This is a genomic window from Patulibacter medicamentivorans (assembly GCF_000240225.1).
GTDB classification, from domain to species: Bacteria; Actinomycetota; Thermoleophilia; order Solirubrobacterales; family Solirubrobacteraceae; genus Patulibacter; species Patulibacter medicamentivorans.
Window position 1 is genome coordinate 17,940 of sequence record NZ_AGUD01000241.1, and the last position, 11,346, is coordinate 29,285.

An 11,346-nucleotide genomic window follows, 5' to 3' on the forward strand; every position below is an offset into this window, starting at 1 on the left:
GAGCTACTTCGCCTTCTTGGCCGCGTCGGCGACGGCCTTCTTGATGTCGTCGACGCTGTTGAAGTTCGGGACCGAGGTGTACTCCCGCGTCCCGCGCGCCTGGACGAAGACCGACGGCGTGCCGGTCGCCCCCAGGTCGGTGAAGAGCTTCTGGTCCGCCGCCTGCGCGGTCCGGTTGGCCGAGGTCATCCGGGTCGAGAACGCGCTGGCCGGCAGGCCGACGCCGGCCAGGATCTCCTTGAGCTTGCCGTCGGTCGCCCAGCTGTCCTGCTCGGCGCCCTGGTTGTAGTACGTGGTGTGGACGAAGCTCCAGTACTTGTTCGTCGGGATCAGGTTGTTGGCAACCGTCCGCGCGCGCTCGCCGTCGGTCGTGCCGACGTTCGGGTCGATCACGTTGACCAGCCGGATCTCCAGGTTCGCCTTGCCGGTGCGGACCAGGTCGTTGACGATCGTCGGCTGGTTGTTGAGCTCGTGCTCCTTGCAGATCGGGCACTTGAGGTCGGCGAACTCGATGATCGTCACCGGCGCGCTGGCCTGCCCGAGGCGGATTCCCTGCTGCGGGATCCCCTTGAGCAGGTCGTTGGTCTCCTTGACGCCCTTGACCTCGGCGCCGCCGGCGACCTTGGTCTTGGTGGCGTTGTCGGCCTTGTCCTCCTTGAAGACGCCGGCGGCCAGCACGATGCCGACGACGACGACGATCGCTACGAGGGCCGCGCCGAGGATGCCGAGGCGCTTCTTGCGCTCGGCGGCTGCTCGTTCGGCGGCTTCGCGCTCCAGCCGCGCCTTCCGCGCAGCCTCCTGCTTGCTCTTCGATCCGGAGGGCATGCGCGGCATTGTGGCGCATCGGCGGCCGTGGGCCATGAACCGTTGCTAAACGGTTCCTGAGGATCGTTGCGCCGACAAGCTCCGCGACCCGGATTCCGGAGCCGCCGGCGTGCACCAATCCGGGGGCCACGCGGCGCGGTCAGGTGGCGTCATCTCACCGCGCCGCACGCCAGCTGGCGTCATTCCGCCCTGCCCACCGAGGCGACCTGACGCCACCCCTGCCGGGCCGCGGAGCATCGACGCCACCCCGCGCCGGGCGGTGCGCCTCAGCGGACCCGCACCGGCAGCTCCAGCTCCTGCTGGTCGAAGGCCGAGCGACGCAGCTCGACGCTGATCCGCCAGCTGCCGCGGGTCGCGAGCGGGACGGCGGGGGCGACCCAGTGGCCGGGGCCGGCGACGCGCGCGGGGACGTCGATCGGCGTGCCGCGGTTCGGCGGCAGCGCCCGTACCCGCAGCTCGGCGACCCGCCGCAGCGGCTGCCCGCGGCGGTCGAGGACGTACAGGTGCAGCGCGTTCGGTCCCCGGCGCGCCGGGTCGACGACCAGCTGGACCTCGAGATCGCCGACATCGCGGGTGACGGACGCCGGGCCGCTCGTCTGCGCCTTCGGCGGCGCGTAGCCCGCCAGCGCCCCGGTCGTGATCAGGACCGCGACCAGCAGCGCCAGCTCGGCCCGCAGCGCGGTCCGCACGTGACGGCCGGTGGCGGCGGCGTTCGACGCGGGCGCCTGGCCGGCGGCGGGCAGCGCCTCGGCCGCCGGACCGGCGGCGACCGGCGCGGATGCCTCGGCCCCGCCGGCGGTGGCGGTCGCAGGCGCGTCGGCCTGCTCGCCCTCGGCGAGCGCCTCGTTCCCGGCCGCCAGCCGCCGCAGGCGCGGCAGCAGCAGCTCGCGCTGGACGACCGCGACGCCGATCGCGACCGTCAGCAGCGACGCCTTGATCAGGATCGCCCGGCCGTAGGCGGTGTCGGTCAGGTCGTAGAGCGTCGTCAGCTGGAAGATCGCCAGCGTCGTCCCGGCCGCGGTCAGGGCCGCCACGGAGACCAGCGCGACCGGCGAGAACCGCATCAGGACGGCCGCCAGCAGCGCCGTCCGCGGCGAGCCCGCCGGCAGCGCCCGGGTCGCGCGCGGCAGCACCAGCAGCAGCGCCAGCAACCCGCCGACCCAGCTGCCCATGCCCGCCACGTGGACGATCTCGACCGGGATCAGGACCGCCGACGGCGACGAGGCCGCGGCGTGCCCGCCGATCGCCGGCGCCACCACCAGCAGCGCCAGCAGCGCCACGCCGACGATCGGCAGCCAGCCGCCGGTGGCCCGCGCCAGCCGGCCCGCCGCTCCCGCGAGCAGCGCGAAGGCGACGGCGGAGAGCGCGAACCAGGCACCGGTCCTGGTCCCCAGCACGTCGCCCAGCGGACCGGAGCGCAGGGCGTCGCCGATCCCGGTGCCGCCGGCGTTGGCGGTCTGCAGGACCAGCGCGGCGACGGCTCCGAGCGCGCCGACCAGGGCCGCTCCGCGCAGCAGCCGGCCGGCGGCGCGCGCGAACGGCTCGGCCGCCGGATCGGGCACGCGGCCCGCTCGCCGCAGCGGCCGCCAGACGACCAGCAGCAGCACCAGCAGCCCGCAGACGCCCCCGATCCCCAGGTAGCGGACGGCCCGTGCGATCGACAGCGCGGTGCCGATCCCGGCCGGCGCGCTGCTGCCCGCTGCCTCGCTGCGGACGTCGAGCGGCGTCGCGGTGACGCCGCGGCCGATCGTGAAGGTGATCCCGCCGCTGACCGGATGGCCATCGGCCGAGACCACGCGGTAGGTCGCGGTGTAGGCGCCGCGCCCGATCCCGCCCCGCAGGCCGACCGCCAGCCCCGACCCGCCGGCGACCCGCGAGACGTGGCCGTCGTCGACCCGTCGCCCCCGCTCGTCGACCACGCGAACGGCGCCGAACGAGCCCTCGACCTGCTCGCTGAAGCGGAACACGACCCGTGGCGGCGCGCGATCGATGGTCGCGCCCGAGGTCGGCTGCGACCCGGTCAGCGACGCGTGAGCGCCCGCCAGCGACGGGAAGCTCAACGCCACCAGCAGCAGGCCGAGCAGCAGGGCGATCGCCCGCCGGCGCTTCGCGAGGTCGATCACCAGACGTCCTCCTGCGCGCCCCCGCCGGCCCCGCGCCGGCGGCGGACGAGCAGCACCGTCGCCAGCGCCGCAACGAGCACGACCGCCAGCGCGACGATCGCCGCGACCGGGGCTCCGCCCTCCTGCGGGCTCCAGAACAGCGTCCCGTCGATCGTCGCCGGCCGGCCGTCGACCCGGATCGGCACCTTCCAGTCGTAGACCTTCGTCCGCTTCCCCGGATCGGTCACCTGCGGCGGGCGCCTCGCCCCCATCCAGTGGATCCGGTGGTCGTGGAACTCAATCCGGCCCGCCTTGTCGACCGTCTGCCAGACCGGCGTCGCCTTGGCGTCGGCCACCCGCGGGACCGGGGTCGTGCCCTTCGGGTCGTCGTTGAGGTAGGCCGCCGGACTGCGCTGGTTCTCCTGGACCGTGCCGTCGGGCAGCAGCCGCAGGTACGGCTCGCCCTGGTAGCCGGGGACCTCGATCCGGCGACCGCTCTCGTTCAGCAGCGCCAGCCGGTCGCCGCGGTCCAGGACGGTCACCTGAAGCCCGGAGGCGGCGGGACGGACGCCATGCAGGACCGAGTCGTAGTCGGGATCGGCCTGGTGCGCGGCGGCGGGCGCAGCGACGCCGACCGCGAGCAGCAGCGCGAGCAGGACGACGGAAGGGCGGCGGGATGGGAACGGCACGGGAGGACCTCGCGGGTCGCACGGACGATGACGCCTGAGCGCGGGCGGCGCCGGCTCGGCGGGTGGAGCGTGGTCGTGGGCGGCGGCCCGCGGACGACCACGCGAGCAGGGCGCGCTCCGGAGGAGCGCTCGTCAGGCGACGGCCGGCGGCGGCCCGCGGGACGAGCGGGCGTCCCAGCGATCGAGCCCGCGGCCGTCCCGCCGGCGGGGAGCGCGGCGTCGCAGCGCGGGCGGCGGCCCGCCCGCCGTCCGCGACCGCAGCCTGCGCCCGATCGCGCGCAGGATCCGCGCCTCCCCCGGCAGCCAGCCGAGGACCACGAGCGTCCCGAGCAGCAGCGCCGGAAGCAGCAGCAGCGCGGCGTCCGGGCCGAGCACGACGGCCGCGAGCACGACCAGCAGGGCCGCGCCGGGCGGCGCCAGCGCACGGGTCGCCGTCGTCGGTCGCCGGAGCACGCGCGGAACGCTACCGCTCGGCTCCCGGACGCGAGCCCCGATCCGCTGCCTCGACACGGGCGACCGGGGTATCGTCCCCGGGGATGGATCCGGACCCGACAGCGGCGCCCACGGGCCCGCGCCCCTGGTGGCGCCACCGGGCGGCCTACGCGACCGGTCTCGCGGCCGTCGTGATCGGCGGCGGGATCGCCGTCGCCGGAGCGGGCGGCTCGGCCGCAGGCGGGCACGAGCTGCACGCTTGGACGCTGACCGCGCCGGCGCTGCCGGTCCCGGTCGACGAGCCCGCCGCGACGGCGAGCGACCCGACCCCGTCGACCGGCGACCCGGCGAGCGAGCCGTCGACGGAGACGCCGTCGAAGCCGGACACGCTGCCCTCGGGCGCACCGACCGACGAGCAGGTGGCGCAGGAGCTGGAGCGGGCGCTCGGTCGCAAGGGCGGCGGCGCACGGACCGCGCGGACGCTGATCAGCAGCGCGACGGTCGACGGCAGCGGCCTGGCCACCATCCCGCCGGACGCCCCCAACAAGGTCGTCCAGATCATCCAGGCCGCCAACGCGGTCGCCCGCAAGCCGTACGTCTACGGCGGCGGCCACGGGCGCTTCGCCGGCGAGATCTGGTCCGACACGGCCTACGACTGCTCCGGCTCGATCAGCTACGCGCTGGCCGCGGCCGGCGTGATCGACGCGCCGATGGTGTCCGGCGCGATGGCCGACCAGTTCGAGCCCGGCCCCGGCAAGTGGGTCACGATCTACGCCAACGGCGGCCACGCGTTCATGTTCGTCGCGGGCCTGCGCTTCGACACCTCGGGCCTGCGGCAGAGCGGCTCGCGCTGGCAGTCGGCGACCCGCGGGGTCAGTGGCTTCCACGAGGTCCACCCGCGCGGGCTCTAGCCCGGCGGGCGGCGACGGCGACGCGCGCCGCCACCACCCGCCGTCGGCCTACCGCGGGCCTCGCAGGCTGACCTTCCTGGCCTTGGCGACGGTCGTCCCGCCGCGCCCGCTGAGCGACACCAGCAGCGTCGCCTTGGACCCGCGGGCGAGGATCCGCCGCACCGCTCGCGGAGCCGTGAACGCGACCGTCCGCGTGCGGCCGGAGGCGATCGTGACCGTCGTGCGGGAGAGCGCGACGCCGCCGCGGCGAATCGTGACGCGGACGCGGCACGAGCTCGAGGCGCCCTTCGAGCACGCCAGCTTGACGCTGAAGCGGCCGCGGCTGGTCGCCCGCAGCGACGAGCTCACCACCGTCACCCTGCCGGCCTTCGCGGGCACCGACGGGGCCTCGCTGATCGGGGTCGGCGACCCCGGCGGCGGCGACGTGACGGGCGGCGCCGCCGGCGTGACGACGATCGGCTGCGGCTTCGACCCCTCGACGTACTTCAGCGGCGGGGTCAGCGCCGTCTCGACCTTGCCCTTCGCGACCTGCTCGAACGCGTAGGCGTAGCCGAGCAACTCGGGATCGGAGAACTCGCGGCCCTGCAGCTGCAGGTTGATCGGCTGCCCGTGGTCGTTGCGGCCGGCCGGGAAGATCACGGTCGGCACGCCGGCGGCCGAGGACTGCGGGTCGCGACGGCCGAAGCTCGGCTGGATGCTGTCGTTGAGGTGGATGTCGCTCAGCTCGCCCGGGAAGGCGACGGCGTCGACCCCGTTGTCGTCCATCCACTGGGCCAGGATCGCGCGGTAGCGCTTGCGGTAGTCGATGAACCCCTGGACCTCGGCGTCGGTCATCGGACCGGTGCCGGTGTAGGTGGTCGCCGTCGAGCGGAACAGCGGCACGCGCTTCTGGTTGAGCGTGATCTGGGGAACGTCGCTGTAGGGGTTGTTGGGGTGGTCGAGGATCCACCGCCGCCAGCCCTCGTAGCCGCGGTCGCCCGGCACCCCGGTCGGGGCCGGCGGCGGATCCGGGATCGCCTTGACGGTCGCCCCGGCGGTCGTGAAGTGCGCGAACTGCGCCCGCATCGCGTCGCTGGTGCCGGTGGTGCCGAACGGATCGTCGAACGCCGTCGCGGGAACGCCGATCGTCTTGCCCTTCAGCGCGTCGTCCTTCAGGTAGGCCGACCAGCTGGCGGGGCGGTGGGCGTCGGCCTCATGGGTCAGCGGGTCGCTCGGGTTCGGGACCGCCGTCGCCTGCAGCAGCGCCGCGAGGTCCGGGATCGTGCGCGCGATCGTGCCCGCGTAGTCCTGGATGAACGTCAGCGGCATCACGCCGTCGGCGCTCTGCATCCCGTCGGTGCCGCGCAGCGACACGAGGCTCGCGGCGCTCGACGGCCCCCACAGCGAGTCCCCGGTCTGGGTCCCGAGGGCGGCCGCCGCCATGCTGGTGGCGACCGACACCGCCGAGCCGCCCGACGACCCGATCGAGCTCTTCGACGCGTCGAAGGCGTTCCAGACCTGGCCGTAGGCGCTCGGGCTGAAGTGGCCGTCGGTCGCGAACTCGGCCAGGTTGGCCTTGCCCAGGATGATCGCGCCGGCCTCGCGCAGCTTCGCCACCTGGAAGGCGTCCTTGGTCGGCTGGTAGCCGTCGAAGACGAGGCTGCCGCCGGTCGTCGGCATGTCCTTGGTGTCGTAGATGTCCTTGGCCAGGATCGGGATGCCGAGCAGCGGCCCCTTGATCCCGTTCGCCCGCGAGATGTCGGCGATCTTCGCCTGCGCCATCGCGTCCTTGGCGACGGTGATCACCGAGTGGAAGCCGAACGGCCCGCCGTCGTAGGCGGCGATCCGGTCCAGGTAGGCGCGGGTGATCTCCTGCGACGTCGTCTTGCCGGACTCCATGTCGGCCTGCAGCTCGGTCAGCGACTTGCCCGTCACGTCGTACGGCGAGCTGGTGACCGGCTCGGGCTCGGCGGCCAGGGGGACCGTGACCTCCGGGGTCCGCGCGGGCGTGCAGTCGGCGGACGTCACCAGCGTCGACACGTTCCAGTTGGCGATCGCGCAGAACTGGGCGGTGCTGAGATCCGAGAACGCCGGCGCCGCGGTCAACGCGCTGGCGGTCGCCGCGACGGCCGCGACCTGGGAGCCGGCGGCCGGGATCGCGGCGCCGGAGGTCAGCGGCCGCGTCTCCGAGAGGCCGGTGACGACGAAGCGGGCGATCGACCGGGTCTGGCCGGGCTGGATCGTCAGCCGGTTGACGAAGCCGACGTGGTTGGCCTGCTCGCCGCCGGCCGCGAGCGGGACCAAGAACGGGTCGACCAGGAAGTTGCCGGTCCTCGTCAGGTTGCCGCTGCCGGGGGTCCCGAGCACGACGCCGACCGGGCCGTTGTTGGTGCGCCCGGCCTCGCCGGCGAGGGTCGAGGGGTTGGCGACCTCGACCCACCCGTCGGCGGGCGTGATCGACTGGTCGCCGCTGGAGGTCGTCGCGATCGCGCTCTGGTTCGAGCGGCCCGTCGCTCCCGCCGCCGAGCCGTAGCCGAGCTGGCCGCCGAACGCGACCTCGATCGTCACGGCCTGCTTGGTCGTGTTGGTGAACGAGTCCAGGAAGCGCGCCCAGCTGCTGGCGCGGTCGATCAGGATCGCGCGGGTGATCGCGACGCCGCCGAGCTCGACGGCCTTCGTCGTCTCGAAGCGGTTGACGCCGTCGAAGCGCAGCCCGAAGCCGCGCAGCAGGACGCCGTCCATCCGCTCCTTCGGGCCGCCGCTGACCTGGACCCGGAGCCCGCCGAAGCCCTGCAGCGACCCGGTCGACGTGTTGTGCACGCTGCCCGTGTCGAGGCCTGGGATCGCGGCGTCCGAAACCGCCCAGCTGTCGCCGTTCTGGTTGGTCACGTAGTTGAGGGCGGAGGCGGGAGCGGCGACCGCGATCGCGGCGATCGCCGAGATCCCGAGCGCGCCGCCGGCGCGGACCGCGGATGAGCGCCGGGAGGACCGGCGGGATGAACGAGAAGCCATTGCGTGCGTCCAGATGTCGAGGAGCGAGGGCCGACCGGTCCGGGGCGGATCGGGCGACCTCCCGACCCTAGGTGCGGCCGAAAACGATTCGGTTCGCCGACGGTCGAACCGTCGCGGCCCACGTTTGGACGAGCGCCACGCGGTCGCCGGACCTCGCCGTGCCTTGCCCGCTCCCGGGCATCGTCCGCCGGCCCGACCCGACCCGCCGCGGCGCGGCGCCGTGCGCCCCGCCCGCTAGCGCAGCTCGAGGCGTGCCCGCTAGCGCAGCTCGAGGACCTGGCCGCCGGTGGTGCCCACCAGCACCCGGCCGCTCGCGTCCTGGAGGTAGGCCGACTGGTGCGGCACCCGCGCCGGCTCGCGTCGCATCGGGTGACGGCGACCGTCGGCCGGCACCGACCAGGTGCGGCCGCTGCAGTAGTCGCCGAAGACGTAGCGATCCAGCAGCGCCCGCGGGGCCGCCGACCCGCCGCCGCGGGGCCGCCGGACGACCACGCCGCCGGTCACCGAGCAGCCGTTGGCGTGGGTGTACGAGGCGATCGGCCAGGCCAGCGGCCCGCTCTCGTCGAGGTCCTTGCCCGGCTGGCGACGGGTGCCCTCGAAGGCCGACCAGCCGAAGTTCACCGGCGGCGCGACGTCTTGGGTGCGGCGATAGGACAGCCGGTCGATCTCCTCGATCGTCTGCTCGCCGACGTCGCCGATCCAGATGTCGCCGGTCCGCTGGTCGACCGAGATCTGCCACGGGTTGCGCAGGCCGTATGCGGCGATCCGCCAGCGCGGGCGGTCCGCGTCCAGGTCGTAGCGCAGCAGCTTGCCCAGCTGCGTCTTCAGGTTCTGGCCGTTGTCGCGCGGGTCGAACGCCGACCCGCCGTCGCCGAGGCCCACGTACAGCCGGCCGTCGCGGCCGACGACGATCGCCCCGCCGTTGTGGTTGGCGTAGGGCTGCTCGACGTCGAGGATCACCTTCGCCGTCGTCGGGGCGACGCGGCCATCGCGGACCTCGTAGATCGCGACCTGCGTGTCGCCATCGAGGCCGGTGCGGTGGACGACCACGCGCTGCGGCCCGCGGGTGCCGGTCCGTGGCAGGAAGGCCAGGCCGAGCAGCCCCTGCTCGCCCCCGGACTTCGTGACCGACCGCAGGTCGAGGAACGGGGCGCCGGCCGCCGGCCCGTCGCCGTCGAGCCAGCGGGCGGTGCCGGCCTGCTCCAGCACCAGCGTCCGACCGCGGCGCCCCGGCTCGCGGACCAGGCCGGTCACCTGGCGGAACCCGCGGGCGAGGACGTGCGCGTCGACGCCCGTGGTGGCGGCCACCTGACGGGTCGGCCCGGCGCCCTTCGGCAGCTTGGTCCGCGCGGCGTCGGCGGGCGCGTCGTCCCCGCAACCCGCGACGGCGATCGCGATCGTCAGCAGGACCGGGATCGGGAGCACGCGCCACGCCATCGACGCCCGAGGATAGGGACCGCGCCGTCCGGACCGCGCCGCGCCGGGGATGGCGGCCGGCATCGCGTCGTCGCGATCGCGCTGGTGACGAGGCACGCGCGGCGGCGCTCCTCAGCCGAGCCCCGCGACCGCCGCGGCGAACCGGTCGCCGCGATCCTCGAAGTCCCGGAAGAGGTTGTGGCTCGGCGCCGCGGGCGACAGCAGGACCGTCGCCCCGGCGGGCGCCAGCTCGCGCGCGGCCGCGACCGCCGCGACCATCACCGCCCCCGGCTCGTCGCCGTCGACCTGTCGCACCGGCAGCGTCCGGCCGGCCTCGCGAGCCGCGTCGGCGACGGCCTCCGCCAGCGCCGGGCCGGTTCCCGGGAGCGTCACCACTCCCGCGATCCGGACCTCGGCGAGCGGCTCCCCGACCGCCCCGGTCGGCACCCGACCGGTGGCCAGGGCGCGCGCCAGCGCGTCGTACCGCTGGCGGCGGTCGTCGCCGCCGGCGATCAGGACCAGCGGACCGGGTCCGAAGGCCGCCACCGCCGACAGCGCCGCCTCGGGCGTGGTCGAGATCGAGTCGTCGACCCAGGTCCGGCCGTCGGCGGCCGCGACGACCTGCTGGCGGTGCGGCAACGGCCGGAAGTCGCGCAGCGCGCCCGCCAGGTCGGCGACCTCGTAGCCGAGCGCCCGGACCGCCTCGAGCGCCGCGCAGACGTTGCGGGCGCCGGTGACGCCGCGCAGCGGCAGCGCGTCGATCGGGCACAGCACCCGGGCGCCCTCGCGGATCTCGCCCCCGGCCACGTGCAGCCCGTCCGGATGGTCGACCCACAGGATCGGCACGTGCGGCAACGTCTCGGCGGCGCTCCGCAGGCCCGGGTCGGCGTAGGAGAGCACCGCCATCCGCGGCCCGTCGCCCGCGGTCAGGATCCGCAGCTTGTCGGCGTGGTAGGTCGCCTCGTCCCCGTGCCAGGGGAGGTGGTCGCGCATCAGGTTGGTGACGACGGCGATCGTCGGCGCCCGCGGCAGGTCCGCCAGCTGGTAGCTGGACAGCTCGACGACCCAGGCCTCGGGCGGGTCGGACGGGCGTAGCTGGTCGAGCAGCGGGCGACCGATGTTGCCGGCCAGGACGCTGCGGACGCCGGCCTTGCCGAGCAGGTGGTGGAGCAGCGACGAGGTGGTGCTCTTGCCCTTGGTGCCGGTGATCCCGACGACCGTCTCGCGGTCGCCGCGCTCGGCCAGCCAGAGCGCCGTGCCCGACGTCAGGGTCGCTCCACCGGCCCGGACGGCGTCGGCCTCGGGGCCGCGGACGGGCACCCCCGGCGAGCGGATCACGACCTCGCAGGCCGCCAGCGCGGCGAGCCCCTCGGCACCGTGCAGGTGCCTCGGCGGGCGCCCGTCGGGACCGTCCGGGAGCGGCGCCGCGCCGTCCGGCGGCGCACTCGAGCTGGCGACGACGACGGAGCTGCCGGGGGCGTGCGCCGCGAGCGCCCGGATCGCCGCGGCCCCCTCGCGTCCGGCGCCCCAGACGCCGACGCGACGCCCCGCGAGGTCGGCGATCCGCAGGTCGGCGGGCGGCAGGGGAACGGGACCCAGGGGCACCCGGCGGAGGGTATCCGGCGGCGTCCGTCGACCGCCGCCGGGAAGAGCCGACGGCCGGTCGGCGTCCTCGTGGGCAGCAGGTCCTCCCACCGACGCCGTCGACCTGTGATACCCCCTGTCCGATGCCGCGATCACCGTCGAGCCCCAGTCCGGAGGAGCTGATCGAGCTCGCGGCGCTGGCCGACGGCACGCTCGCGGCCGACCGGCGGGCGGCGCTCGAGGCGCGGATCGCCGGATCGCCCGAGCTGCAGGCGGCGCTCTACCGGCAGCGGCAGGCGCTCGTCGCGGCCCGCGCGCTGGACGACGAGCCACTGCCCGAGCGCCTGCGGAGCGGCGTCGCCGGCCTCGTCGCGCGCGAGCGGCGACCGCGACGCC

General features: G+C 75.3%; 9 protein-coding genes. 2 read left to right on the forward strand and 7 right to left on the reverse strand.

Translation table 11 applies throughout. The features are described 5' to 3' along the window. Nucleotides 1-3: 3 nt before the first annotated feature. The 4 genes from PAI11_RS16275 to PAI11_RS16290 all read right to left on the reverse strand — a co-directional run bounded on the left by PAI11_RS16275 (nucleotide 4) and on the right by PAI11_RS16290 (nucleotide 4,069). The gene (locus PAI11_RS16275; RefSeq protein WP_040600635.1) at nucleotides 4-825 is read right to left on the reverse strand and encodes a DsbA family protein; all 822 of its coding nucleotides are present in this window, start codon (nucleotides 823-825) and stop codon (nucleotides 4-6) included. Between the two features lie 266 nt (nucleotides 826-1,091). Beyond that, entirely contained in the window at nucleotides 1,092-2,948 is a 1,857-nt protein-coding gene (locus tag PAI11_RS16280; RefSeq protein WP_007576751.1) for a copper resistance CopC/CopD family protein, read from the reverse strand. Further along, complete coding sequence (locus tag PAI11_RS16285) at nucleotides 2,945-3,616, reverse strand: hypothetical protein (RefSeq protein WP_007576753.1); 672 nt, start codon at nucleotides 3,614-3,616, stop codon at nucleotides 2,945-2,947. Before PAI11_RS16285 ends, PAI11_RS16280 begins: the two co-directional genes overlap by 4 nt. Nucleotides 3,617-3,748: 132 nt before the next feature. Beyond that, complete coding sequence (locus PAI11_RS16290) at nucleotides 3,749-4,069, reverse strand: hypothetical protein (RefSeq protein ID WP_007576755.1); 321 nt, start codon at nucleotides 4,067-4,069, stop codon at nucleotides 3,749-3,751. A gap of 83 nt (nucleotides 4,070-4,152) precedes the next feature. Here PAI11_RS16290 and PAI11_RS24625 point away from each other — a divergent pair, with 83 nt between their 5' ends. Next, complete coding sequence (locus PAI11_RS24625; protein WP_007576757.1) at nucleotides 4,153-4,959, forward strand: NlpC/P60 family protein; 807 nt, start codon at nucleotides 4,153-4,155, stop codon at nucleotides 4,957-4,959. 48 nt (nucleotides 4,960-5,007) lie between these two features. On the opposite strand, the gene PAI11_RS16300 is transcribed toward PAI11_RS24625, so the two are convergent. The 3 genes from PAI11_RS16300 to murD form a co-directional block, all read right to left on the reverse strand. After that, nucleotides 5,008-7,950 (reverse strand): amidase, encoded by a 2,943-nt coding sequence (locus tag PAI11_RS16300; RefSeq protein ID WP_040600636.1) that lies wholly within the window; start codon nucleotides 7,948-7,950, stop codon nucleotides 5,008-5,010. 258 nt (nucleotides 7,951-8,208) lie between these two features. Continuing rightward, the gene (locus PAI11_RS16305) at nucleotides 8,209-9,387 is read right to left on the reverse strand and encodes a PQQ-dependent sugar dehydrogenase (RefSeq protein ID WP_007576763.1); all 1,179 of its coding nucleotides are present in this window, start codon (nucleotides 9,385-9,387) and stop codon (nucleotides 8,209-8,211) included. 111 nt (nucleotides 9,388-9,498) lie between these two features. Beyond that, nucleotides 9,499-10,971 carry a UDP-N-acetylmuramoyl-L-alanine--D-glutamate ligase gene (murD, locus tag PAI11_RS16310; RefSeq protein WP_050897276.1) on the reverse strand — a complete coding sequence of 491 codons (1,473 nt, stop codon included), beginning with the start codon at nucleotides 10,969-10,971 and terminating at the stop codon, nucleotides 9,499-9,501. A 122-nt stretch (nucleotides 10,972-11,093) separates the two neighbouring features. Between murD and PAI11_RS27390 the strand changes: the two genes are divergently transcribed. Beyond that, nucleotides 11,094-11,346, forward strand: a 253-nt coding sequence (locus tag PAI11_RS27390) for an anti-sigma factor (protein WP_040600637.1), incomplete at its 3' end; no start/stop codon positions are given.

Excerpts from the sequence above, each read along its gene's own strand:
- PAI11_RS16300 (WP_040600636.1), bottom strand. The coding sequence starts at position 7,950 with ATGGCTTCTCGTTCATCCCGCCGGTCCTCCCGGCGCTCATCCGCGGTC.
- PAI11_RS24625 (WP_007576757.1), top strand. The coding sequence starts at position 4,153 with ATGGATCCGGACCCGACAGCGGCGCCCACGGGCCCGCGCCCCTGGTGG.
- PAI11_RS16305 (WP_007576763.1), bottom strand. The coding sequence starts at position 9,387 with ATGGCGTGGCGCGTGCTCCCGATCCCGGTCCTGCTGACGATCGCGATC.
- PAI11_RS16275 (WP_040600635.1), bottom strand. The coding sequence starts at position 825 with ATGCCCTCCGGATCGAAGAGCAAGCAGGAGGCTGCGCGGAAGGCGCGG.